Source organism: Bacillus sp. FSL R12-0074 (assembly GCF_038005725.1).
Lineage (GTDB): Bacteria > Bacillota > Bacilli > Bacillales > Bacillaceae_G > Bacillus_A > Bacillus_A mycoides.
On sequence record NZ_JBBOTR010000001.1, the window covers coordinates 814698 to 838539 of the forward strand.

25 protein-coding genes are annotated in these 23842 nt (G+C 35.5%); 16 read left to right on the forward strand and 9 right to left on the reverse strand.

Annotated elements, in window-relative coordinates:
- The first annotated feature begins 10 nt into the window (after window positions 1-10).
- From NSS97_RS04180 to NSS97_RS04210, 7 genes are all read left to right on the forward strand, one after another.
- Entirely contained in the window at window positions 11-241 is a 231-nt protein-coding gene (locus tag NSS97_RS04180) for a sulfurtransferase TusA family protein (protein WP_002087464.1), read from the forward strand.
- Window positions 242-265: 24 nt separating this feature from the next.
- Window positions 266-493, forward strand: coding sequence for a sulfurtransferase TusA family protein (locus NSS97_RS04185; RefSeq protein WP_002087463.1), 228 nt, complete (start codon window positions 266-268; stop codon window positions 491-493).
- Between the two features lie 66 nt (window positions 494-559).
- Window positions 560-919, forward strand: coding sequence for a sulfurtransferase (locus NSS97_RS04190; protein ID WP_107887858.1), 360 nt, complete (start codon window positions 560-562; stop codon window positions 917-919).
- Between the two features lie 4 nt (window positions 920-923).
- Window positions 924-1289, forward strand: a complete 366-nt coding sequence (locus NSS97_RS04195; RefSeq protein WP_107887859.1) for a rhodanese-like domain-containing protein — start codon at window positions 924-926, stop codon at window positions 1287-1289.
- Window positions 1290-1303: 14 nt separating this feature from the next.
- Window positions 1304-1600: a rhodanese-like domain-containing protein gene (locus NSS97_RS04200; RefSeq protein ID WP_107887860.1), complete on the forward strand. Its 297-nt coding sequence runs from the start codon at window positions 1304-1306 to the stop codon at window positions 1598-1600.
- Between the two features lie 72 nt (window positions 1601-1672).
- The gene (locus NSS97_RS04205) at window positions 1673-2152 is read left to right on the forward strand and encodes a DsrE/DsrF/DrsH-like family protein (RefSeq protein ID WP_044444628.1); all 480 of its coding nucleotides are present in this window, start codon (window positions 1673-1675) and stop codon (window positions 2150-2152) included.
- Between the two features lie 33 nt (window positions 2153-2185).
- The gene (locus NSS97_RS04210) at window positions 2186-2959 is read left to right on the forward strand and encodes a sulfite exporter TauE/SafE family protein (protein ID WP_341111670.1); all 774 of its coding nucleotides are present in this window, start codon (window positions 2186-2188) and stop codon (window positions 2957-2959) included.
- 33 nt (window positions 2960-2992) lie between these two features.
- On the opposite strand, the gene NSS97_RS04215 is transcribed toward NSS97_RS04210, so the two are convergent.
- On the reverse strand, window positions 2993-3433 hold the full coding sequence (locus NSS97_RS04215; RefSeq protein WP_002029912.1) for a hypothetical protein: 441 nt from the start codon (window positions 3431-3433) through the stop codon (window positions 2993-2995).
- 149 nt (window positions 3434-3582) lie between these two features.
- Window positions 3583-4785 carry an LCP family protein gene (locus tag NSS97_RS04220; protein ID WP_131929390.1) on the reverse strand — a complete coding sequence of 401 codons (1203 nt, stop codon included), beginning with the start codon at window positions 4783-4785 and terminating at the stop codon, window positions 3583-3585.
- A gap of 314 nt (window positions 4786-5099) precedes the next feature.
- On the opposite strand from NSS97_RS04220, the gene NSS97_RS04225 reads away from it, so the two are divergent.
- Window positions 5100-6098 (forward strand): YhdH/YhfP family quinone oxidoreductase, encoded by a 999-nt coding sequence (locus tag NSS97_RS04225; protein ID WP_341111674.1) that lies wholly within the window; start codon window positions 5100-5102, stop codon window positions 6096-6098.
- A gap of 34 nt (window positions 6099-6132) precedes the next feature.
- On the opposite strand, the gene NSS97_RS04230 is transcribed toward NSS97_RS04225, so the two are convergent.
- From NSS97_RS04230 to NSS97_RS04240, 3 genes are all read right to left on the reverse strand, one after another.
- Window positions 6133-7788: a Na/Pi symporter gene (locus NSS97_RS04230; protein ID WP_107887863.1), complete on the reverse strand. Its 1656-nt coding sequence runs from the start codon at window positions 7786-7788 to the stop codon at window positions 6133-6135.
- Window positions 7789-8299: 511 nt separating this feature from the next.
- Window positions 8300-9289 carry an NAD(P)-dependent alcohol dehydrogenase gene (locus tag NSS97_RS04235; RefSeq protein WP_044444632.1) on the reverse strand — a complete coding sequence of 330 codons (990 nt, stop codon included), beginning with the start codon at window positions 9287-9289 and terminating at the stop codon, window positions 8300-8302.
- 183 nt (window positions 9290-9472) lie between these two features.
- Window positions 9473-10675: an MFS transporter gene (locus NSS97_RS04240; RefSeq protein WP_002029919.1), complete on the reverse strand. Its 1203-nt coding sequence runs from the start codon at window positions 10673-10675 to the stop codon at window positions 9473-9475.
- Window positions 10676-10994: 319 nt separating this feature from the next.
- Between NSS97_RS04240 and NSS97_RS04245 the strand changes: the two genes are divergently transcribed.
- From NSS97_RS04245 to NSS97_RS04280, 8 genes are all read left to right on the forward strand, one after another.
- Complete coding sequence (locus NSS97_RS04245; protein WP_107887864.1) at window positions 10995-12083, forward strand: MupG family TIM beta-alpha barrel fold protein; 1089 nt, start codon at window positions 10995-10997, stop codon at window positions 12081-12083.
- Window positions 12084-12161: 78 nt separating this feature from the next.
- A complete protein-coding gene (locus NSS97_RS04250; RefSeq protein WP_341111680.1) occupies window positions 12162-14102 on the forward strand; it encodes a BglG family transcription antiterminator in 1941 nt (646 codons plus the stop codon).
- A 111-nt stretch (window positions 14103-14213) separates the two neighbouring features.
- Complete coding sequence (locus tag NSS97_RS04255; RefSeq protein ID WP_002125414.1) at window positions 14214-14534, forward strand: PTS lactose/cellobiose transporter subunit IIA; 321 nt, start codon at window positions 14214-14216, stop codon at window positions 14532-14534.
- 1 nt (window position 14535) lies between these two features.
- Entirely contained in the window at window positions 14536-14841 is a 306-nt protein-coding gene (locus NSS97_RS04260; RefSeq protein WP_002087440.1) for a PTS sugar transporter subunit IIB, read from the forward strand.
- Between the two features lie 76 nt (window positions 14842-14917).
- A complete protein-coding gene (locus NSS97_RS04265; RefSeq protein ID WP_001013048.1) occupies window positions 14918-16228 on the forward strand; it encodes a PTS sugar transporter subunit IIC in 1311 nt (436 codons plus the stop codon).
- Window positions 16204-16482: a hypothetical protein gene (locus NSS97_RS04270; RefSeq protein WP_002087437.1), complete on the forward strand. Its 279-nt coding sequence runs from the start codon at window positions 16204-16206 to the stop codon at window positions 16480-16482. Before NSS97_RS04265 ends, NSS97_RS04270 begins: the two co-directional genes overlap by 25 nt.
- A complete protein-coding gene (locus tag NSS97_RS04275; protein ID WP_044444637.1) occupies window positions 16472-17557 on the forward strand; it encodes a DUF871 domain-containing protein in 1086 nt (361 codons plus the stop codon). The genes NSS97_RS04270 and NSS97_RS04275 overlap by 11 nt, the downstream gene beginning before the upstream one ends.
- A gap of 107 nt (window positions 17558-17664) precedes the next feature.
- Window positions 17665-18588 (forward strand): HEAT repeat domain-containing protein, encoded by a 924-nt coding sequence (locus NSS97_RS04280; protein WP_107887866.1) that lies wholly within the window; start codon window positions 17665-17667, stop codon window positions 18586-18588.
- A gap of 54 nt (window positions 18589-18642) precedes the next feature.
- On the opposite strand, the gene entC is transcribed toward NSS97_RS04280, so the two are convergent.
- The 4 genes from entC to NSS97_RS04300 form a co-directional block, all read right to left on the reverse strand.
- Window positions 18643-20079: a cell wall-binding protein EntC gene (gene entC, locus NSS97_RS04285; RefSeq protein WP_107887867.1), complete on the reverse strand. Its 1437-nt coding sequence runs from the start codon at window positions 20077-20079 to the stop codon at window positions 18643-18645.
- Between the two features lie 717 nt (window positions 20080-20796).
- Window positions 20797-21948, reverse strand: coding sequence for an ABC transporter permease (locus tag NSS97_RS04290; RefSeq protein WP_002029935.1), 1152 nt, complete (start codon window positions 21946-21948; stop codon window positions 20797-20799).
- 26 nt (window positions 21949-21974) lie between these two features.
- Window positions 21975-22649, reverse strand: a complete 675-nt coding sequence (locus NSS97_RS04295) for an ABC transporter ATP-binding protein (protein WP_002087431.1) — start codon at window positions 22647-22649, stop codon at window positions 21975-21977.
- A complete protein-coding gene (locus tag NSS97_RS04300) occupies window positions 22646-23749 on the reverse strand; it encodes an efflux RND transporter periplasmic adaptor subunit (RefSeq protein WP_193652614.1) in 1104 nt (367 codons plus the stop codon). Before NSS97_RS04300 ends, NSS97_RS04295 begins: the two co-directional genes overlap by 4 nt.
- Window positions 23750-23842: the final 93 nt, after the last annotated feature.

Here is a 23842-nt window from a genome sequence, read left to right on the forward strand (position 1 = left end):
GGAGGAATAGATGATGAATGTAAAACAAGTATTAGATGCGAAAGGATTAGCATGTCCAATGCCGATTGTAAGAACGAAGAAGGCAATGGAAGCATTACAATCAGGGGAAGTGTTAGAAGTACACTTAACAGATAAAGGTGCGATTAAAGATATTCCAGCATGGTCACAAACAAGCGGTCATGAAGTGTTAAAGCATACAGAAGAAGACGGCGAATTAAAGTTCTGGATTAAGAAAGCTTAATTATAAAAATAGGAGGCATATAAGATGAAAGTGAAAGAAGTATTAGATGTAAAAGGATTAGCATGTCCAATGCCAATTGTAAAAACAAAGAAGGCAATGGAAGTATTACAATCAGGAGAAGTATTAGAAGTACACTTAACAGATAAAGGTGCAATTAAAGATATTCCAGCATGGTCACAAACAGGCGGTCATGAAGTGTTAAAACACACGGAAGAAGCTGGTGAATTAAAGTTCTGGATCAAGAAAGCATAGCAGTTCAATAATAAGTGGAAGATTACATCCTCTGCTTATTATTGAAAGTAAAGAGGATAATCATATATGTCTTATATAGTTATATCTCTAATAGTATTGATGCTGGGAAGTTTAGTAAAACGTTACATTCCGGTTTTAAACGTTGCATATATTTCGTTAGAACAAGTAAGGGAAATTGAAAGTGTTGTTGTAGATGTACGCAATTATACAGAGAGTCACAGTGATAACAATTCTAGAATTATGTGTATACCGTATGCGTATTTAAAACGGTATTATCATGAAATACCAAATAAGCCTTTGCATCTTATTGTTCATAATAAAGTGGATCGGAATTTAAGCGTTCGTTTTTTAAGAAAGAAAGGGTTCCATATTCAAAGTTATAGTATATATTTGGACGGGAAAAAAGCACAGAAGGAGTTTAAATAGCTTTATGGATGTAAAGACAATATTGAATGTAATCTTAATTGTACTTGTATCGTGGTTTATTATTTCTCGCCTCTTACCAGTTAGAGGAGTGAAAAATATTACAGGGAAAGAATTAAAACGTATGATGGAGCAAAAGAATAAACAATTTATCGATGTTCGTACAGTAGGTGAGTATAGAGGGAATCATATGAAAGGATTTCAAAATATCCCGTTAAATGAGTTAGCGAGTAAAGCAAATCAGTTAGATAAAAATAAGGAAGTAATCGTTATTTGCCAGAGCGGGATGAGAAGTAAGCAGGCTGCAAAAGTATTAAAAAAATTAGGATTTCAGCACGTTATCAATGTTTCAGGCGGTATGAATGGTTTGTGAGGAGGGAATTTAAAATGAAAGAAATGAAAGCAAAAGAATTAGAAGGAAAATTGTTACGTAAAGAAGCAGTAAATATTGTGGACGTACGTGAAGTAGAAGAAGTAGCTGAAGGGAAAATTCCAGAAGCGTGTAATATTCCACTAGGACTATTAGAGTTTCGTATGCATGAGTTGGATAAAAAGAAAGAGTATATTATCGTTTGTCGTTCTGGCGGAAGAAGTGCACGAGCAGTTCAATTTTTAGAGAGCTACGGTTTTCAAGCAATCAATATGGTAGGCGGTATGTTAGCGTGGGAAGGTAAAGTCGTATAGTACAGAGATAAATGATTTGAGCCTTTTTATAAATGATAAAATACCCCTATAGGTAATTAGGAGGAGAAAAACATGGAACAACAGAAGAAAACAACAATCGTTTTATTTAGCGGAGATTATGATAAAGCGATGGCTGCTTATATTATTGCAAATGGTGCAGCGGCGTACGATCATGAAGTGACTATTTTTCATACTTTCTGGGGTTTAAATGCTCTTAGGAAAGATGAGCATGTGAAAGTAAAGAAAACATTTATAGAGAAAGTGTTTGGAAAAATGATGCCGCGCGGCGCTGATAAGATGGGATTATCAAAAATGAATTTTGCCGGTATGGGACCAAAGATGATTAAAGGTATTATGAAAAAACATAATGCGATGCCTTTACCAGATTTAATCGATTTGGCGAAAGAACAGGGAATTAAACTTGTAGCTTGTCAAATGACAGTAGATTTATTAGGGTTAAAAGAGGAAGAGATTATGGATGGGGTAGAGTTTGCAGGAGTAGGAGCTTATTTAGCAGATGCTTCGGATGGGAATGTAAACTTATTCATTTAATTCACCTTCTTTTTAGAAGGGAGGGGATGTAAGATGAGCTTAGTCGTATTACTTTTTATAATTGGGTTTATAGGATCGTTTATATCAGGAATGGTTGGAATTGGTGGTGCAATTATTAATTATCCGATGATCTTATACATTCCGGTATTGCTAGGATTTGCTGGATATACATCACATGAAGTGAGCGGTATTACAGCGATTCAAGTATTCTTTGCAACTTTTGCAGGCGCGTGGGCGTATAGGAAAAGTAACGATATGGATAAAACTTTAGTTGTGTATATGGGAGCTAGTATATTGATAGGAAGCTTTGTAGGTAGCTTTAGTGCGAATCTATTAAATGAGCATGCTGTAAACGTTGTTTACACAGTACTAGCTACTATTGCGTCTATTATGATGTTTATACCGAAGCGAAGCAATCGTAAGGGGACAGAAGGAATTACGTACAATAAGTGGCTCGCTAGTTTGCTAGCTTTTATTGTAGGAAGTGTTTCCGGCATTATTGGGGCTGGTGGTGCATTTCTTTTAGTACCGATTATGCTAGTTGTTTTAAAACTACCGATACGTACAACAATAGCAACATCTATCGCTATTACTTTTATTTCCTCGATAGGAATTACTACTGGGAAAGTGATTACTGGACAAATAGTTGTTATTCCGGCTCTTATCGTTGCGATAGCAAGTTTATTTGCCGCTCCTCTTGGAGTGAGAGTAGGGAAGAGAGTGAATCAAAAAGTTTTGCAATACGTATTGTCTACTTTAATTGTAGGAACTGCGATAAAGATGTGGGTTGATATGATATCGAAATAAAAAGATGGTGCTCTTGTAGCACCATCTTTTTATTTACGCCCAAATAACTTTCATTAAGTTCTTATATTCATCGTTTGCCAGTTTATATAGCATTCTCGTATGTTCAAAGACAAGTGCGGGATTAAAGTTTGGTTCTGAGAATGCAAGAGATGTTGAAATATCAATTGCATTTTGTTTGTTTAGCGTGAATTTTGCAAATCGATAAGATGTGTTTAATTCATTGATGACATGTAAAATATCATTTGTTGATGTTGAATCAGGTACAAGAGCAACATTGAAGCAGTATATATCCACAGCAGGATGTTCGCTTTGGAAAGCAGCGATAAGTTGAATTTTTGCGCCAGCTTCTGTTTCTAATCCTACTGAAAAATGTACCGAACCATCATTTTCATCTATATTTTCTTCCATGTATATATCGTTTGATTTTAAGTACTCTTTAAAATCTGAAATGTTATGTTTTACTGCAGCTTTCATATGCGTAGGCCCCCTGATAATTGGAATAGATTACTATTATTTATTATAATTTAAAAATATTAAAAAAGATAGTTGGAAAGTTCTGATTTTTTTGTTTTGAAAGCATTAAAAAGAAGCAGTGCTCTACCTCCATAGAGCACTGCTTCACTTTATTCATTGTCATTAGACGATGTTTCTGTATCTTCACTGTTATTCTTATTTTGAGTTTCATCGTTACTTGATTCGCGTTCACTCGTATTTTCAGACTTAGATTCTTTTGTTTTCTCTGAGCTTGTTTTTTTCGAATCAGAATCAGATTTTGTATAGGCAGGTAGTCCAAGGTGACTACGAAGTTCGTTTGTAACATTAGCTAATTCTTTTTTATCTGGATTGTAGTAGTAAGTTCGACCACCACCAGCTGACTTACTACATGTATCATCACCTTTTGCCATGTAACAATCTTCACCTTGAAGTTGTAATTTCTCAATTTCCGAATCCGATCCATATTTATAGAATGAAAGCATGTCATCGAATGTTAAGTTTGTAACGAATTGTCCGTTAATATCATCAATTATGTTACCAACTTTTGTTACGGATCCAACGCTTGTTAGTTTCTTTAAAATGGCTTCAATAACGAGTTGCTGACGTTGACCACGCATCGCATCACTATCAACGTGTCGTGTTCTAGCAAGAGCAAGAGCTTCTTCACTATTTAACTTTTGAACACCTTTTTTTAAGTGAATTGCTTCGGCGTTATCATTACTATCTTGTTCAGTAAACTCAACTGGTACGTCAACTTCAATGCCGCCTAAATCATCAACGATTTTCATGAATGATTTAAAGTTGAATTTTACAAAGTAATCGACGGGAACATTCATTAATTTTTCAACTGCATCAATACTAGCTTGTGGTCCACCATCTTTTCCGTTTTTAGTAGAACCAAATGCATGAGCGTGTGTAATTTTATCTTTTTTCTTTTCTACTGGAATATAAGTATATGTGTCTCGTGGAATACTTAATAGTTTTACAGTTTTGCTATCTTTATTAAACGTTGCAAGTAATAGTGCATCCGTTCTTATAGCTTCACCATATTCTTTTCCGCGGACATCGCTTTCATCAACGCCCATTATTAAGACAGAGACGTTATTTGTAATAGGTTTTACAGCTTTAGCACGTAAATCAGACTTATCACCGCGTGCTAAATCGTGAGCGGCGTTTCGAACAGCAGAAGATGCTTTATTTACTAAAAACCATGTATAACCGCCACCTATTATTAAAACTAATAGAATAACGCTTATAATAATTTTTGTTTTTTTCTTACCTTTTTTCGGTTTATTGCGTGTATTTTCTTGCAAAGATGGGTTTTGCTCCATTTCTTGTACTCCTTCATTTGAATTGAAATACGACACTCATATCCACTTATTATAATGAAATTTAGCGAAAAAAAACATTACAAATCATTTACATTTCGTAAAAATTCAATTTATTTATAAAAAGTCAGATTTTCTATATTTTATTTTTAAGATGTAGAACAAGTATAATGTGTTTTAGTAGAAATGAAAATATGTAATGTGAGAAAGTGATAGAGAAGTAAGATTTGTTGAAATATAGCCAAGAAGATGTGATTAGCTGTATATGTACTTCTTATATAATAAAGAAAGATTTTACGGATGAAGGAGAGAGCATAATGAATCATACATCATTCCGAGCAATTGTCGTGAACGAAAAAGAAAATAATCAATTTGAAAGAAAGCTTGTTGAGAGAGAAGTCAATAGTTTACCTGAAGGAGACGTATTAATACGTGTTTATTATTCTTCATTAAATTATAAAGATGCCCTTTCAGCTACTGGTAATAAAGGTGTAACGAGAACATATCCTCATACACCAGGCATCGATGCAGCGGGAGAGGTTGTTAGTAGTAGGAATACCGCCTTTCAGGAAGGCGATCAAGTTATTGTAACTGGATATGATTTAGGTATGAATACTTCTGGTGGTTTCGGAGAATATATTCGCGTGCCATCATCTTGGGTTGTTCCTTTACCGAAAGAAATGTCTTTGAAGGAAAGTATGATGTACGGGACAGCCGGTTTTACAGCTGCCTTATCGGTATATAAGCTCATTAGAGCGGGAATTACGCCTAGTATGGGAGATGTTTTAGTAACGGGTGCTACGGGCGGAGTAGGCAGTGTAGCAGTTAGCATTTTAGCGAAGCTAGGATATGACGTAGTAGGATCAACTGGGAAAATGGAAGAGGAACAGATGCTGCTACGTTTAGGTGCAAAAAAGATGATTCATCGCGCGGAGTTGAGTGATGAATCAGGAAGACCGATGCTTAAAGGAATATACGCTGGGGTTGTCGATACCGTAGGCGGAAGCATGTTAGAAAGTTCTTTAAAGGTAGTTAAGTATGGAGGCTGTGTAACAACGTGTGGTAACGTAGCAGGGCATGAATTAAATACAACTGTATACCCATTCATATTACGAGGGATTAGCCTTTTAGGAATAGATTCAGTTCAATGTCCAGTAGATGTGAGAAGAGACGTGTGGGCATTGCTAGCAGGTGAGTGGAAAAATTCAGAGCTATTATCTTATACAGAAGAATGTACATTAAAAGAATTAGATGAGAAGTTTGCACTTATACTGCAAGGAAAGTTAAAAGGAAGAACGGTTGTAAAGATGAAATGAAAAAAGAGACGCTTACATTAGCGTCTCTTTCCTATTATAATGATTGTTTTAAATTTACTTTTCCTTGTTCGCCTAAAACACCATCAGCGATATTTACAGCGTGATCACCGATACGCTCTAAGTTACTTACCATATCAACGTAGATGATGCTTGCATCACCTGAACAGCTACGTTCGTTCAGACGTAATACGTGACGTTTACGTAGAACACGTTCCATTTGGTCAATTTTACGTTCTTTTGCAATAACCGTTTGTGCTAGTTCAGTATCGAAGTTTGTTAAAGCATTGATTGCATCTTGTAATGTTGAAATTGTTAATTCAAGCATTTCATTTAATTCAGCTAGTGCTTCATCTGATAGTGAAACGCGGTTTGAAATTTGGAAATCTACAAGTTCTACAAGGTTTTCTACATGATCACCGACACGTTCAATATCTCCAACAACACCTGCTAAAACTGAATGTTTTTCAGAGTCTGTAGGTGAAAGTGGTTTTTCTGATAGTAAAACTAAATACTCAATAATTTTTTTATCTAAATTGTTAATAGCTCCTTCTAATTGAGTAGCCATGTCAGCATGTTTTTTATCTTGTGTATTTAAAAATTGGTTTGCTTCTTTTAATCCATGTAATGAAAAATCAGCCATACGAATGATTTCTTTTTGAGCCTCTGTTAAAGCGATAGCTGGAGATTGCTCAATAAAGATTGGATTTAAATGTTGCGGTTTGAAGTTAATAGATGCATCTTCACCACGAATAATTTTTGTTACAATCCAGGCTAATACTGCAATGAATGGGAACTGAATGATTGTATTCGTTACGTTAAACGTCCCGTGTGCAAATGCAATTGTCATTTCTGGATTTAAGTTTAATGACGTTTGGAAATATTGAATTAAACTTGTAAATGGTATTAATATAATCGTAAAGATAATGGTACCGATAATATTAAAGATAACGTGAACTAATGCTGCACGTCTTGCTGCAATTGAAGTACCGATTGCTGCTAATACGGCTGTAATTGTCGTACCGATGTTATCACCGAACAATACAGGAAGAGCAGCTTGTAAATCGATTGCACCTTGACCGAATAGTTCTTGCAAAATACCGATTGTCGCACTTGAACTTTGTACAATTAAAGTGAAGACTGTACCAACAACAATTCCTAAAATTGGATTATCACTCATGCTAACCATTAACTCTTGGAATGACTCTAAAGAACGGAGAGGTTTCATACCTGCGCTCATTAATTCTAAACCGAAAAATAACATACCAAAACCGAATACGACTTGACCTACAGAATGTACTTTTTTATTTTTAAAGAAGAATAGTAAGATAGCCCCAACTGCCATAATTGGGAGAGCGTATTCTCCGATTTTAATCCCGATAATAAATGCAGTAACTGTCGTACCAATGTTCGCACCCATAATAACACCAATTGCTTGTCTTAATGTCATAAACCCGGCACTTACAAGTCCGACTGTTAAAGCGGTTGTTCCTGAACTTGATTGAATTAATACTGTAACTAACATACCTGCTAGTACACCCATAAGAGGATTTGTTGTAAAACGATCTAGAATATCGCGAAGACGATCTCCAGCTGCTTGTTGCAGTCCATCGCCCATGTATTTAATCCCGAATAAGAAAATACCTAATCCACCAATGAACTGGAAGATCATATCTTGAATATTGTATTCCACGCATTCCACTCCTTAAATTTCATGTACGATGTAATTATTAACTAAACCTTGAGGCACTGTAAACGGTTTATCAGTAAAATTTACACTAAATTTACAAAGGGATAAAAAGTTTACAAATCTTTAAAGAAACACCTGGATTTAATTGGTTTTTTAGATGATATATCTGATCGGTTTGTAAAGAAGTCACATTCATCACACTATTTGCGGATAGTAAAAATAGGAGAGGTAAACTATCCAAATTGGATGCGCTAAGTAAAGTGTCACCTTATTTATAATAATGGTTCTTTGCATATTTTTTGATTAAAGTTAGAAAAATATGTAGGGAAACGGGGGAGGTTTGAAATGGATTTATTTAATGAAAGTAAAAAACGATTAAATTATTTTAAACTGTTTTCTTTTGAGATGCTCACAACAATAAAAAAGAGCAATTCGCATATGAATTTGCTCTGCCTTTTTATGTTAAAAACTTTCGGTGCTTTGCATTTTAACAATTATGCAAAGTGTTTTTTCTTTATTTAGAATCGTCATTATGCTCCATAGTGATGACGACATTTCCCTTCTTATGTCCTTTTTCAACATATATGTGAGCTTCAATAATTTCCTCAAAAGTGTATTGCCTATCAATGACCACTTTTATTTTACCGTCCTCAACAAGTTCTTTAAGGAAATTTAATGCTTCGGAAGTTTCAGGTGCGTTTTGACTTAATATGAGTTTCACGCGACTTGTCAATTTAGTCCAGAACATTTGAGCACTTGGTAACGGTTCAACGATATTTATATAGGTACCATCTTCCTTTAACATTTTAATACACTCTGAAAAGGAGCTCCTGTTTACCGCTTCAAAGATAACATCATAAGTTTCGTCTGTAGTAGAAAAATTTTTTGTGGTGTAATCAATTACTTCGTCAGCTCCTAGAGATTTGACCAATTCTAAATTGGAGCTACTGCACACAGCTGTAACTGTTGCGCCGAAATACTTGGAAATTTGTACTGCATAACTTCCGACACTTCCAGAAGCTCCGTAAATAAGAATGTTTTGACCGCTTTGAACGTTAGCTTTCCTAAGGAAAAACAAAGCTGTACGTGCTCCAATTGGGATGGCTGCGGCTTCTTCATAGGATATATTGGAGGGCTTCATGCACACTGCTCCATCTTCAGGTAGACAAATATACTCAGCATAAGAACCAAAATTTACTTGGGTAGCTGCAAAAACTTGGTCTCCTTTTTTAAATCGTGTGACGTCTTTTCCTACCAATTCAACTTCACCAGCTAATTCCATTCCAAGTATTTGTTTTTTCGGTTGCTTAAAGCCAAGTGCGATTCGAGCGGGTAGCCAAACAGAAGAGGGGACCGTAAAACTTCGTGAGCGAATATCTCCTGCTGTTACGGTTGTCGCTTTTATTTTTACTAGTATTTCATTGTCCTTAGGAGCAGGTTTTTCTATCTCTTTCAGTTGAAGAACGTCGGGGAGACCGTATTTTGTATACACTATTGCTTTCATTAATATTTCCTCCAATTCGTTCTATATATTAATATCATACGAACAACATGAATAAATAGAACAGCGGTTCACTCTTCAATACAATGCAAAAAGCAGTGTGATTTTTTTAGGAATCCACTGCTTTTTACAAATGTGTATACATGATTTTTTGGTCTAAGTACTTCGAAAAAGAACCAATTAGCATTACCCAACGGCTTTTTCTTTTGTTTTATCCCCCTGTTTTTGCTTCCGTAAGCTTGTGATGTAAATGAAAAGAAAAGCGATAAGTAATAGAGAGGAATATCGATATACAGTTGCATAGTTTGTAAAGTGTGCAATGAATCCAAAAATAATCGCTCCAGCACCAATTCCAAGATCAAATGCTGAGAAGAATGTTGCTGTTGCTACTCCTCTCCGGTGCGGTGCTACTCGGTCAATCATCCATGCTTGTAGTGCCGGTTGAATTGCTCCGAAACCACTGCCGTAGCACGCTGCGGCAATAATTAAACTCGGAATTGTAGTTGTATACGACAGCAAGATAATACCTGTAAACGTAATAATAACTCCTGGAATGATGACGAATGTATGGCCTTTCGTATCATATAATCTTCCAGAAAACGGGCGAGTTACAGCGATTGCAAGTGCGTTAAATAAAAAGAAGAGACTGATATCAGCAATCCCGACTTCCGTAGCAAATAATGTGATAAAGCTCCCAATTCCCCCGTACATTAATGTAATACATAATATTAATAATGAAGGAAGTAAAGCTTTACGCTCAATAAATCCATCGAGAAAGGTACCAGATGTTTGCTGTGGTGGTTGCGGCGATTTTTTGATTTGAAGTAGTTTCGTTAATATTAATGAAACTATTGTGCATGAAAGTGCACATAAAAAAAGAATCGTGAAGTTATATGCTTGCATAAGCCAAAGTCCGATAAGCGGACCGAGCGCCATGGCGATAGTTCCAGAAAGACCGAAATACCCCATGCCTTCACCGCGGCGAGCTTGCGGAATTAAATCTGAAACGACAGTTCCGTATGTAGTCGTTGTAATACCAAAACCAGCTCCGTGTAAAATTCGAACGGCAAGCAATAGAAAAACGGTTGAAGCGAAAAGATAACTGCCCATAGCGAGTAAACAAATAGCGGTACCGATCATTAAAATGATTTTTTTGTTGAATTTCTGCAAGGCATTTCCAGTTAGTGGCCTAATAAAAAGTGCTGCAACGGTAAACATGCCGACAACGAATCCGATATTTGAACTTGTGCCCCCAATTTCTTTCACATAAACAGGTAAAGTTGGAATTAACATTTGAAATCCTAAAAACATACATAAGTTTGCTAGAATTAGCGCAATAAACTCTTTTGTCCATAACGGTTCTCGTTTTACGAGTACTGCCTCTCCCATATATTCATCCCCTATATAAAAGTTTTCTCTATTCTTTCGAGTATATGTATTGGTCAACGTAACAGTCAAGGAAGGTGCCTTGAAAACGTATAACAATTTTCGAGGCAAAAAAACTGACAAATTTGTGTAAAAGCTACACAACTATGAAAAAAAGATGTAAAGTATAGATGTATAGACTAGTAGTTGTTATGAATGATAGAAATTGTTTTTTCTTTAAAGAAAGCGGATTCAAATTGTAGTGGAAGAAAAGGGATACATACTTTTTCGCTACATATATTTGAAAAGGTTTACAATATGATGGAGAAAGAGGCGTGTACATATGAGACGATTAGGTATTTCTATTTATCCAGAACATTCGACAGTAGAGAAAGATAAAGAGTATGTAACATTAGCGAGTAAATACGGATTTACACGTGTATTCACATGTTTATTATCTGTAGATGGCGAAAAAGAGAAAATTATAGAAGAGTTTAAAGAAACGATCTCTCATGCAAATGCATTAGGGTTCCAAGTATTAGTTGATATTAGTCCGTCTGTCTTTACACAATTAGGTATTTCATATAATGATTTATCGTTCTTCCATGAGTTAGGAGCGTACGGTATCCGTTTAGATGTTGGATTCTCTGGTTTAGAAGAATCGATTATGACTTACAATCCATACGGCTTAAAAATTGAAATTAATATGAGTAACGGTACGAAATATGTAGATAACATTATGAGCCATAGACCAAATCGTGAAAATTTAATTGGTTGCCATAATTTTTATCCACATCGTTATTCAGGATTATCATACGATCATTTCATTAAATGCTCGAAACAATTTAAAGATTACGGTATGAGAACGGCTGCTTTTATTTCATCATTTGATGCAACATATGGACCTTGGCCAGTAACAGAAGGGTTATGTACGTTAGAGCAGCATCGCGAATTACCGATGACAACACAGGCGAAGCATTTGTTTGCAACAGAATTAATTGATGATGTTATTATTGCGAATGCTTATGCTTCAGAAGAAGAATTACAAGCACTAGGTGCGTTAAATAAAGAGAAACAAACATTTGATATAGAACTATACGATACAACAACAGATTTAGAAAGAATTATCGTATTAGAAGAACCTCATTTTTATCGCGGGGATGTATCTGAATATATGATTCGTTCTACACAGAGTCGTGTGAAATATAAAAAAGAAGAGTTTAAACCGCATAATACGCGTGAAATTAAGCGTGGCGATCTTTTAATTGATAATGAGAAATATGGCCAATATAAAGGTGAATTGCAAATTGCTTTAAAAGATATGGTGAATACAGGAAAAACAAATGTAGTTGGCCGAATTATAGAGGAAGAAATCTTCTTATTAGATTATTTACAAGCTTGGGATAAGTTTGGATTTATGCTAAAGAAATAATGAACGCGGGATAAAAGGGAAAAAACTACTGATTTCAGTGGCTTTTTCCCTTTTATATAAAGAGCGAGAGGAAGAGCTATGACAAAAGTGCATCAGCGATTAATTTCCATTTTAGAGGAGTTTTTAGAAGAGAAATCGATGCTAAATCGAGCTTTTTTAGCGAGCCGTTTACACGTATCAACGAAGACGATTCAAAAGGATATAAAATTATTAAATGATATATTGGAAGAAAACGGAGCGAAAATTGAATCACAAAGAGGGAATGGGTACGAACTAGAAATTATACAAACTAAGAAGTTTGAAGATTTTTGCGTAAATGTATTTCAAAAACAGACAGAAAAGATTCCAACTTCTTATGAAGAAAGAGTAGCTTATATTTTACACCGTATTTTAACGACAGATGGGTATGTGAAGCTTTCACAGCTAGCGGAAGAGATTTATGTGAGTAAATCTACTGTAAACTTAATTATGAAAGATGTTACGGATATTTGTAGTCGCTATGAGTTACAAATTGAAAAAAGACCATATTATGGTATATGTATTGTAGGAGAAGAATTTAATATTCGTTCTTGTTTATCACAATATGGTTTACCGCGTTATGACCATACTCCGTTTCATGAGAACTATGAGCAGACGGACACATATTTATCGTTACCCCATATTTCTCTCATCCGCTCAGTTATACTAAAGTATATCGAGGGAGGAACGATATATTTATCAGATATAGAAATTGATAATTTATCAATTCATATTGCGATTGCTTTAAAGAGGTGCAGGGATGGTCATTACATTCAAGCACTGCATGTAGAGGAATCTGAACTTATAATAAAGAAAGAATATAAAATTGCGAAACAAATTTTAGGGAATTTAGGGGAAGAGCTAAAACTTCAATTTCCAGAAGAAGAAATTTTATATGTGACGATGCATTTATTAAGTACTGCTGTTACAGCGAGAGATCGCTATGAAAATGTGGAAGAGTTATTAGGGAAAGACGTATATGCATTCATGCAGCATATTCTTTTCAAAGTAGCGGAAGAACGGAATCTTACTTTTTATTATGATGAAGAATTATTATTTGGTTTTGGTGTTCATTTAAAAACGTTATTAAATCGTTTGAAATATAAGTTAAATACGAGGAATCCTCTTTTGGCAGAAGTGAAAAAAAATTATCCATATGCTTTTGAAATTGCAGTTCTCGTTGGAGATATAATTGGTGAATATACGGGTGAATCCATTCCAGAGAGTGAGATTGGTTATATTGCCATTCACTTTGGCGGGGCGATGAGCCGCTTGCAGGAAAATAATCAAAAGAAAAGATGTTTATTAGTTTGTGCAACTGGTCAAGGGAGTGCACAACTACTGAAATATAAAATTTTATCACATTTCCGAGATAAACTAGAGATTGTAGGTATTACAGGGTACTATCAATTGAAAGTGGAAGATCTTTATAAAGATAAAATAGATTGTATTATTAGTACGATTCATATACCGAGTGGTTTGCCTGTTCCGGTTATAAAGGTAAACTCAATATTTGATGATAAAGAGATTAAATCGATTGGTCAGCAGTTATTTACGCATGTGGATAATAGTGTGAAGCAATATGTTAAGGAAGATTTGATCTTCTTAAATCGTAGTGCTTCTACGAAAGAAGAGGTTATCCAGTTTTTATGTGAGAAAGCTGCTGAGAAAAACTATGTACCCACAAACTTTTATGCTTCTGTTATGGAGAGAGAGAACACATCTCCTACAGCGGTTGGGAATTTAGTTGCGATTCCACATCCGATGCAGTTATTAAGTGAACAAACATTTTTGATGTTTTGTACACTTGATAAAGCTGTTGACTGGGGAGATAAGAAAGTACAAGTTATTATTTTATTTAGTGTGAAGCGCAATAATAATGAAGATTTACAAAAGCTTTATGATTTTTTATATGATATTATGTCTAGTCAGAATACGATAGAGAGATTAACTCAGGCTGAAATAATTGAAGATTTCCAAGAGATATTATTATCTTTATAAGAAAAGTATATAAAAACTTCCGTTACATAACGGAAGTTTTTTATGTTTAATTGTATGCGTTTTCATAATAAGATGAAAATATAGAAAAAACATATCTTGGAGGAATTTAAAATGACTGATATGCAAACTCCATTTGCGTTAATTTTACATGGTGGTAACGCGAGAAGCGCGGCACTTGAAGCAATTGCTTTTGCAAGACAAGGAGATTTTCAGAATGCGAGTGAAAAGATGGAACTTGCTAGTGAGGAAATATCATCCGCTCATCGTATTCAAACCGATTTAATTCAAGAGGAAGCAAGAGGCAATCATGCAGAAATAAGTTTATTATTAGTGCATGCACAAGATCATTTAATGAATGCCATTACAGTGAAAGAACTTGCTGAAGAATTTATTACTCTTCATAAACGAGTGGAAGAGAAAGTGACAGTATAATATGTACATTTTATTATGTTGTGCAGCAGGCATGTCAACGAGTATGGTTGTAAGAAAAATGCAAGAAGAGGCAAAGAAACAAGGGAAGGATTATAAAATTAAAGCAGTTGATTCGGAACTTGTGAAACTGGAAATAAAAAATGCTGATGTTGTTTTAATTGGACCACAGGTGAAGTATTTGTTTCCAGCGGTAGAGTTTCTTGCAAAGTCATACGATATACCAGTTGCAATTATAGAGCAGCGAGATTATGGTATGTGTGATGGTTTGAAAGTACTTAAGCAAGCTGAACAATTAGTTTTAGCGTAATTATATTTTTTTAAATATAAACATTATAATGTTATAACTTTTACTTTTGTCAGATTGAACATAGGGAGGGTTATCGATGAATGGTTTTATGAGTTTTATGGAACAGAAGATTATGCCAACAACGCAAAAGATTGCGGGGCAACGACATTTATTAGCAATTCGAAATGGAGTTATTTCTACATTACCGTTAACGATTGTCGGGTCATTTTTCGTTATCTTTTTAAACTTACCAATTGATGCATACATGGAGTGGATTGCACCGTTTCGTCATATTTTAGATATTCCATTCCGATTTACAGTAGGCTTAATGGCTTTATACGCAGCATTTGGGGTAGGGGCCTCACTCGCGAACTTTTATCAGCTCAATCAATTAAGTGCAGGATTATTATCTGTACTCGCCTTTTTACTAGCATCAGTTGAACCAATTCAAATAACAAAAGCTGTACCAGGTGTTATTGATGCAGGAAGATATATTTCAGTAGGGACATTAAGTGCTACGTCTTTATTTGGAGCTATTGTGACAGCATTAATTGCAGTAGAAATTTATCACTTTATGATTAAGCATAATATTTCGATTAAATTACCAGATAGTGTACCACCAGCAGTTGCAAATTCATTTGCAGCATTAATTCCAACTTTAGTAGTTATTCTTTTATTCTGGGGTATTCGTTACGGTTTGAAATTTGATGTAAATACAACGATCACATATTTAATTGCACCATTAAAATCAGTATTAGTAGGAAATAATTTATTCGGCGGTTTATTAACAGTATTCTTAATCGTGTTCTTCTGGTCGTTCGGTATACATGGCCCAGCGATTTTAGGACCAATCATCCGTCCGATGTGGGATTCAGCAATTCTTGAAAATATGGAAGTGTTCACGGCTACAGGAAATGCACATCAATTACCAAACTTATTTACAGAGCAATTTATTCAATGGTTCGTATGGATCGGTGGATCAGGCTCAACGTTAGCTTTAGTAATTATGTTTATGTTCTCTAAATCTAAGTTCTTAAAAGAGTTAGGTAGATTATCATTCGTACCAGGATTATTCAATATTAACGAGCCAATTATTTTCGGGGCACCAATTGTAATGAACCCGATCTTAATTATTCCATTCGTTATTACACCGTTAGTTACAACAACGGTATCATATTTCGCAGTTGTTTCAGGTATGATTCCGCTCATGATGGCGAAGCTGCCATTTACGATGTTAGCACCAATTGCAGCGATTATTAGTACGGACTGGACAATTATGGCTGGTGTACTTGTACTTGTTAACTTTGTTATCTCATTCGTTATTTACTATCCATTCTTCAAAATGTATGAGAAGCAACAATTAGCAGGAGAGGAGAAAACAGAATGCTCGGAGCAATTATCATCTTAATTACATTCGTGGCGGGGCAGTGTATTGCACATTATTCAAAGTGGGTACAAAGTAAATCGCTATTAGTTTTACTACTTGTGTCGATATTATTTATTGGATGTTCAATGGGAGCTTATGTGGCATTTAGTTTAGAATCACCGTACTTTATAATCGTACCAACGATTTTATGTGCAACATGTTTATCTGCAAAATATAGATTTACGAGCATGGCATTAATACAACGTGTGAAGGAGATGCAAAAGCATGGAGCGTAAATTAGGAATTTCACTTTATCCAGAGCATTCAACGAAAGAACAAGATATGGCATACATTTCGACAGCGGCACGCCACGGTTTTTCAAGAATATTTACATGTCTATTATCTGTGAATCGTCCGAAAGAAGAAATTGTAGCTGAATTTAAAGAAATTATTGGGCATGCAAAAGAGTATAATATGGAAGTTATTTTAGATGTAGCTCCGGCTGTATTCGATCAACTTGGTGTTAGTTATAGTGATCTATCATTCTTTGCAGAGTTAGGTGCAGATGGAATTCGTTTAGATGTAGGGTTTGACGGGTTAACAGAAGCGAAAATGACGAATAATCCATATGGCTTAAAAATTGAGCTGAATGTAAGTAATGATATTGCCTATTTAGAAAATATCCTTTCGCATCAAGCGAATAAATCAGCTTTAATTGGTTGCCACAATTTTTATCCGCAAAAATTTACTGGTCTTCCGTATGATTATTTCATTCGCTGTAGTGAACGCTTCAAAAAGCATGGTATTCGCAGTGCAGCCTTTATTACATCGCATGCAGCTGACATTGGTCCATGGGATATTAATGACGGATTATGTACGTTAGAACAACATCGTAACTTACCAATTGAAGTACAAGCGAAACATTTATGGGCAACAGGGCTTATTGATGATGTTATTATCGGAAATGCTTATGCGAGTGAAGAAGAGTTAGAGAAACTAGGAAACTTAAATCGTTACATGTTACAGCTAAAGGTACAATTTGTAGACGAAGCGACTGAAGTAGAGAAGAGAGCGACACTGCAAGAATTACACGTAAGACGCGGTGACATAACAGAGTATATGGTACGTTCTACAGAAGTACGTAAAAAGTACAAAGACTATGACTTCCCAGTGCGCGAAAGTGTACGACAGGAAAGAGGGCAAGTTGTAATTGGTAATAACCTATTCGGAAAGTATAAAGGTGAACTACAAATCATTCTGAAAGAAATGCCAATAGATGAACGGAAAAATATTGTCGGTACAATTGCAGAAGAAGAGTTATTCTTACTAGATTATGTAGGAGCTTGGACACAGTTTACTTGTGTGGAATAGGGAAGGTAAGAGAGGATGCTATAGCATCCTCTTTTTTCTGTTGAAATAGTAGTCTATCGTATATAGAATTCAAAGGGATAGATTTAACTTGGACGGGGGAGAAGGAGATGGAAGAGTATATAGATGATTTATTAAGGCGGATGGCGGATGAAGAAGCAGGTATTCGGCAATGTGCGTATGAAGAAGCGAGGCAGTTAAATGATGTATCGCTTTTTTCTTGTTTCCAAGAGAAAGTAATGGAAGCACGAAAAGTATATATAAAAACAAATCTTTATTTTTTAATTACACGACTTGCAATAAATACTAAAGAGATGTATATTGCAGATTATTTGATAGATCGGTTAGAAAGTGAAGAAAGCAGGATGGTGTTAGATAGCATGCTCATAGATTTAAGTAAATTATCTGAAGCAAGCAATGCACATAAAATTATTCCTTACATATATCATAAAAATAGTGGAGTTCGTTATTCTGCTGTCATCGCTTTAAAGTTGTGTAAATCGTTGGAAGCAGAAGATGCTTTATTGAAGTTACTTACAGTGGAAGAGAATCGAGATGATATTGTAAATATATGTGCCACTTTATATGAGATTGTAACAAAGCGATCAATCTTACCTTTAACAAAGCTTTTACATTGCGATAGTGCTTATGTTCGTTCAACTGTTATTGAGGTTTTAGCGAAAATAGGGGGAGCGGACTTACAAATAGTTTATATTGAAGCTTTAAAGGATAGAAATGTTATGGTGAAATACGAAGCTGTTCGAGCTATTTATGCATATGGAGATGAAATGGCGATTCAACCAATTAGCGAACGTGTAACTAAAGTTGTTTCTAGAAGACGTAAAAATGAAGTAGAGCCTACTGATGAATCAGAGATCGTCATTGCTCTTCGTTTCTTACATAAGTTTGCTACTCATGAAGAAGTTTTAAAGACGTTTGATAAAGTATATAAAAAACGAGGAAACTTGTTTATGTCAGAGAGAAAATGGATTCGGGATAATATTAGTTACTTTCAAGAGAAAGAAAGAGTGTAAGAATCATAAAAAAAGAGTTAGCCTCAATAATGAGACTAACTCTTTTTTTAATAATTAGTTTAAAATTTTCACTGTAACTGTTTTACGTCCCCAGTTACTTGATGTACCTTTATCTGGCATTAAAACATCGATTTTATTTCCTTTAATAGCTCCACCAGTATCACCAGCGATTGCTACTCCGTAACCTTCAACCCATACTTTTGAACCTAATGGAATGACACTTGGATCAACTGCAATTAGTTTCATGTTTGGATTAGCTGTTAAGTTATGACCCATAGCTGATTTTACTTGGTCTCCTGCTTTGTAACCATTTTCAAGTGGATCTGCTGTGTAAGCTGTTGCTACAACTCTTAATTCACGAGAAGAAGATGGTGCACTTGTTTCAGTTTCTTTCGCAACAGGTTGTTGTGTAGCTGGTTTTTGAGCTTTAGCCGCTTCACGAGCTTTAGCTGCCTCTTGAGCCTTAGCTGCTTCACGAGCTTCAGCTGCCTCTTGAGCTTTAGCCGCTTCACGAGCTTCAGCTGCTTCTTGAGCTTTAGCCGCTTCACGAGCCTTAGCTGCTTCTTGAGCTTTAGCCGCTTCACGAGCCTTAGCTGCTTCTTGAGCCTTAGCTTCTGCTTGAGCTTCAGCTTCTGCCTGAGCTTTAGCTGCTTCACGAGCTTTAGCTGCTTCTTGAGCCTTAGCTTCTGCTTGAGCTTTAGCTGCTTCAGTTGCTTCTTGAGCTTTAGCTGCTTCACGAGCTTTAGCCGCTTCTTGAGCCTTAGCTTCTGCTTGAGTTTCAGCTGCTTCACGAGCTTTAGTTGCTTCTTGAGCCTTAGCTTTTGCTTGAGTTTCAGCTACTTCCCCGGCTTTAACTGCTTCACGAACTTTAGCTGTATCTTGAACGTTAGTTACTTTTTCAGCTTTAACTACTGGCTGAACTTTAACTGGTGCTTTTCCTGTTAAGTAAGGAATGTGTACATAAGCTGTTTGGCCGTTATATTCAAATTGGATCCAATCATTTTGTACTTGGTGTGTTGTTTCGATTACATCATCTTTTTTCAATTTACCAAGAATCGCTGAATCTGTATTCGCTCCAGCACGTACGTTTAATACGTTTGCTGTTACGTAGTAAGTATCTTTTGTGTAGTCAGCGCTTATGAAAGCCTCTTTACCACTATTTAATTTAACTTTTGACCATCCGTTTTCTGTATGTAAAACGTTAACTTTATATCCATCTAATAACTTTCCGACAACTTGTGATTCAGTAGTTGGGTTTTCTCGTACATTTAGTACATCAGTCGTTACGATTGTTTCTGCTTTAGCAGATGTTGTGAAAATCCCAAGACCAAAAACCGCTGCTGTTGCTATACCCATAAATTTTTTCATAATAGCCTCCATTGCATTTGTTTTCGTTGACCTCATTATAGCAACCATTATTTTCTTATTTGCGGAAAACACAAAACTACAAAGCATTCGTAACGAGGCATTAATATTATGTAATAATTCCATTAATATCCTGATAGCGTTTTCTTTGCGTTTTTGAGGGGATTAGAACATACGATTCATAAAATCAATACTTTTTTAATTACTAATAGATTAATAATGTATCAATGGTATTACTTGAATGTTTCTATAACGTTACAAAAAAGGCGTATTTAACTGTTTGAATCGTAATGTAGTTATGAAAATATAATCTTCTTGTGTGTGAAGTCGTATATATAGGGGGGATTTTAATGAAATAGAGATGTAATTGTTACAAAATAAGTTGTAGTATGGAAAAAATTACGCCTTGAATTTGTTCTTTTACATATTATTTTTGCAATAATAGGATTGTAGGATGGTGGTAATGCGAAATGAAAGTTGCAAGGATAAAAAGATAATCGCAACATGAAACATATATAATAGAAGAAACATGATTTAAAGGGATGATATGGTTATGAATTGGTTCGCGAGTTGCAGTAGAATTATCCAGCTATTTGTGGGCAGTAAAACCCCCACCTCAAAATTCGGCTGAAGCAAAGAAGTTAGGTGGGAGATTAACTGCCCGTAAAAGCCCGATTGGTGAAGGCTAATAATCAGTGGGGGATGAACAAAATCCCCACTGATTATAGTTTCACTTTATATAATAGAAGTTAGAGGTTCTTATTTTTGTCAAAACGTCGATGAAATTACATTTGCCTTCAACAAAATAAAAAACGTAGGAGTGTAAACTCCTACGTTTTTTATTTACTCATATCGTAAACATTCAATTGGATCAAGTTTAGCAGCTTTGTTTGCTGGTAGTAAACCGAATGCAATACCGATTAGCATTGAGATACCTACTGAAAGAAGTCCAAGTTCTTTTGAGATAACGAGTGGCCATCCGGCAAAGATTGAGACGATCCAAGCGAAGAAAATACCAAGCATGAATCCGATGAAACCACCGAGTCCTGTTAAAATACAAGATTCAATTAAGAATTGTGTTAATACTTTACCGCGCGTTGCACCAAGTGCTTTACGAATACCGATCTCACGTGTACGTTCTGTTACAGATACAAGCATGATGTTCATTACACCGATACCACCAACAAGTAAGGAGATAGCGGCAATGCCACCGAATACCATTTTCATCATACCGATGGATTCGTCTAATTGCTTCGTAAATTCACCTAAGTCCTGTGCTTCGAATTTGTGCTCGAATTTAGGAGCTTTCATGTCGTTTAAAACAGAAACAGCTTGTTTTTCTACACTTTTACGTTCTGTTGGAGAGGTCATTGTTAATTTTACAGAGTCATACTCATTTACTCCTGAAATGACAGGCGCGTTTTCAAGAGATGTATAACCTTCAGGCATAGCCATTCCAAATTCGTTTTTCGTTTCGTATACACCGACTATTTTATACGGCTTTCCTTTTACATCTGTGTATAGATTTGATTCCCAACCACTAAATAATTTGTTGAAAGCTTCTTCATTTAATATAACAGCAGGAATTGCTTGGTTTAATTCGCTGTCGTTTAATTCACGACCGTGAACTAATTTTATTTTCGAATCTGTCATAAAGGCGCCTGTTCCACCTTTTAAATCAAGAGAGACATCTTTTGAACCAGAAGATGCTTTTACTTTCATACTTACATCTGGATAAACATCTTTAACGCCTGGTACAGTTTGAAGACGTTTTAGCATATCAGGTGTGATTTTGGCACTATCAGTTCCATAATCAGGGTTGTTGTAGTAAATCGTTACTTCAGTATCTTTTCCTTGGCCTAACTCTTTTTTAAACTTTGCATTTGTACCATCACCCATTGAAATGATAGTAATAATGGCGCTAATACCGATAATAATACCTAGCATTGTTAATATAGAACGCATTTTATGAGCAAAGATAGAGGAAAGGGCCATGCGTATATTTTCACTCGTGTTCAAAATTAACCTCTCCAATCTTGGACGATATTTCCGTCACGAATTACAATTTGACGTGCTGCCGCTTCCCCAATTTCACGATCGTGGGTAATCATAATGATTGTTGAGCCTTGTTTGTTTAATTCGTAAAAGAGATCCATAATTTGTGTACTTGTTTTCGTATCAAGTGCACCCGTCGGTTCATCTGCTAAGAGAAATTTCGGGTTATTTACGATTGCACGTGCGACTGCGACACGCTGCTTTTGTCCACCTGACAATTCATTTGGTAAGTGAGTAGCACGATCAGCTAAACTGACTTTTGTTAAAGCTGCTAATGAGCGCTCACGTCTTTCTTTTTTATCGACTCCAGCGTAAATAAGAGGTAGTTCTACATTTTGAAGTGCTGTAAGTCTCGGTAATAACATAAAGTTTTGGAATATAAATCCGATCTCTTTATTACGAACATGTGCAAGTTCTGTTTCAGACATGTTTGAAATGTTTTGACCAGCTAGTTCGTACGCACCTGTCGTTGGTTTATCTAAGCAACCGATAATGTTCATTAATGTTGATTTACCAGAACCAGATGGTCCCATAATAGAAGTGAATTCTCCTTGGTTTAGTGTTACATCAATTCCGTGTAATATTTGAACGGACTCTGCACCATTTTGGAAAGATTTCGTGATGCCTTTTAAGTTAATCATTGAGTGACAACCTCCATACCGTCTTTTAAGTCTTTTTCAGGTTTAGAGATAATTTCCTCTCCTTTTTTCACTCCAGAAACTTTTGCTTCGCTATCTGTCTCGAATTCAACAGTAACTGCTTGTTCTTTCGCTTTACCGTCTTTTACAATGAAGACAACACTTTTGTCACCTTTTTTCACAATGCTGCTTTTCGGAACAATTGTACCAGTTGCTTCGCCGGATTTACTTGTTACGTAAACATGGAAGCCGTTTTGTAATTCTTCACTATTATCTAATGTGACAGTGAATTGATAATTAGAAACAGTTTTATTTTCGTCCATGCTCTTTAATGGTGTAGAACCGATTTCTGTTACTTTTCCTGTCCAAGTTTTACCAGCGACAGTTTTTGATGAAACAGTTACTTCTTGCCCAACTTTCATACTAGCAAGTTCATATTCAGAAAGTTGACCTTTTACTTTAAATTGACCAGCGTGACGAAGTGTAATGCCACTCATACCTGTTTTTTCATCAGCAGTTTTTACGATATCATCAATTACACCGTCGGCTGGACTCGTTACAGAAAGTGTGTTTACTTTCTCTTTTGCTACTTTAATCATTTCATCAGCTTTTTCTACTTCAAACTTCTTCATTTCAAGTTGTGATTCTAATTGTTGTACTTCAATTTCTGATGCTTTTAATGCTTCAGCTGGAAGGCCTGCATTTTTATCTTTTTGTAATTTTTGTTTCGCTGCATCAATTTGTTTTTGGAACAATGTTACTTCTTTTTGTGCGATTTTCTTTTGCATTTCTGCTTCTGTTACACCTTGTTTAGCAGTAGGATCATTATATTTAAATAGAAGCTGACCTTTTTTCACTTCATCACCTTTTTTAACAGCTAATTCATACGTACCTTTTGTTGGATCGAATGAAATTGTTTCAATACCATTTGGAATAACTTCGCCGCCAAATTTTTGTGCATTTTCAATTTGTTTTTCCGTAATTTTATAACCGCTATATGCCATTGCTACTTCTGAACTACCGCCAGCAAATGCAAAATATGATCCAGCTGCAATTCCGATCGCTACTACACTAGTAATTAACACTTTATTTTTCTTCTTCATCTATTTATCACCTTTTCGTTCGTTTTAGTATCTACATTAAGTATAAAAGAGGTGAAGAATCTGACAAATCGTTTTAGCTTACAATAACCTTAC

What these genes read in the sequence shown, in the direction of transcription:
- NSS97_RS04180 (WP_002087464.1), top strand. Translation starts at nt 11, where the DNA reads ATGATGAATGTAAAACAAGTATTAGATGCGAAAGGATTAGCATGTCCA.
- NSS97_RS04185 (WP_002087463.1), top strand. Translation starts at nt 266, where the DNA reads ATGAAAGTGAAAGAAGTATTAGATGTAAAAGGATTAGCATGTCCAATG.
- NSS97_RS04190 (WP_107887858.1), top strand. Translation starts at nt 560, where the DNA reads ATGTCTTATATAGTTATATCTCTAATAGTATTGATGCTGGGAAGTTTA.
- NSS97_RS04195 (WP_107887859.1), top strand. Translation starts at nt 924, where the DNA reads ATGGATGTAAAGACAATATTGAATGTAATCTTAATTGTACTTGTATCG.
- NSS97_RS04200 (WP_107887860.1), top strand. Translation starts at nt 1,304, where the DNA reads ATGAAAGAAATGAAAGCAAAAGAATTAGAAGGAAAATTGTTACGTAAA.
- NSS97_RS04205 (WP_044444628.1), top strand. Translation starts at nt 1,673, where the DNA reads ATGGAACAACAGAAGAAAACAACAATCGTTTTATTTAGCGGAGATTAT.
- NSS97_RS04210 (WP_341111670.1), top strand. Translation starts at nt 2,186, where the DNA reads ATGAGCTTAGTCGTATTACTTTTTATAATTGGGTTTATAGGATCGTTT.
- NSS97_RS04215 (WP_002029912.1), bottom strand. Translation starts at nt 3,433, where the DNA reads ATGAAAGCTGCAGTAAAACATAACATTTCAGATTTTAAAGAGTACTTA.
- NSS97_RS04220 (WP_131929390.1), bottom strand. Translation starts at nt 4,785, where the DNA reads ATGGAGCAAAACCCATCTTTGCAAGAAAATACACGCAATAAACCGAAA.
- NSS97_RS04225 (WP_341111674.1), top strand. Translation starts at nt 5,100, where the DNA reads ATGAATCATACATCATTCCGAGCAATTGTCGTGAACGAAAAAGAAAAT.
- NSS97_RS04235 (WP_044444632.1), bottom strand. Translation starts at nt 9,289, where the DNA reads ATGAAAGCAATAGTGTATACAAAATACGGTCTCCCCGACGTTCTTCAA.
- NSS97_RS04240 (WP_002029919.1), bottom strand. Translation starts at nt 10,675, where the DNA reads ATGGGAGAGGCAGTACTCGTAAAACGAGAACCGTTATGGACAAAAGAG.
- NSS97_RS04245 (WP_107887864.1), top strand. Translation starts at nt 10,995, where the DNA reads ATGAGACGATTAGGTATTTCTATTTATCCAGAACATTCGACAGTAGAG.
- NSS97_RS04250 (WP_341111680.1), top strand. Translation starts at nt 12,162, where the DNA reads ATGACAAAAGTGCATCAGCGATTAATTTCCATTTTAGAGGAGTTTTTA.
- NSS97_RS04255 (WP_002125414.1), top strand. Translation starts at nt 14,214, where the DNA reads ATGACTGATATGCAAACTCCATTTGCGTTAATTTTACATGGTGGTAAC.
- NSS97_RS04260 (WP_002087440.1), top strand. Translation starts at nt 14,536, where the DNA reads ATGTACATTTTATTATGTTGTGCAGCAGGCATGTCAACGAGTATGGTT.
- NSS97_RS04265 (WP_001013048.1), top strand. Translation starts at nt 14,918, where the DNA reads ATGAATGGTTTTATGAGTTTTATGGAACAGAAGATTATGCCAACAACG.
- NSS97_RS04270 (WP_002087437.1), top strand. Translation starts at nt 16,204, where the DNA reads ATGCTCGGAGCAATTATCATCTTAATTACATTCGTGGCGGGGCAGTGT.
- NSS97_RS04275 (WP_044444637.1), top strand. Translation starts at nt 16,472, where the DNA reads ATGGAGCGTAAATTAGGAATTTCACTTTATCCAGAGCATTCAACGAAA.
- NSS97_RS04280 (WP_107887866.1), top strand. Translation starts at nt 17,665, where the DNA reads ATGGAAGAGTATATAGATGATTTATTAAGGCGGATGGCGGATGAAGAA.
- entC (WP_107887867.1), bottom strand. Translation starts at nt 20,079, where the DNA reads ATGGAATTATTACATAATATTAATGCCTCGTTACGAATGCTTTGTAGT.
- NSS97_RS04290 (WP_002029935.1), bottom strand. Translation starts at nt 21,948, where the DNA reads ATGGCCCTTTCCTCTATCTTTGCTCATAAAATGCGTTCTATATTAACA.
- NSS97_RS04295 (WP_002087431.1), bottom strand. Translation starts at nt 22,649, where the DNA reads ATGATTAACTTAAAAGGCATCACGAAATCTTTCCAAAATGGTGCAGAG.
- NSS97_RS04300 (WP_193652614.1), bottom strand. Translation starts at nt 23,749, where the DNA reads ATGAAGAAGAAAAATAAAGTGTTAATTACTAGTGTAGTAGCGATCGGA.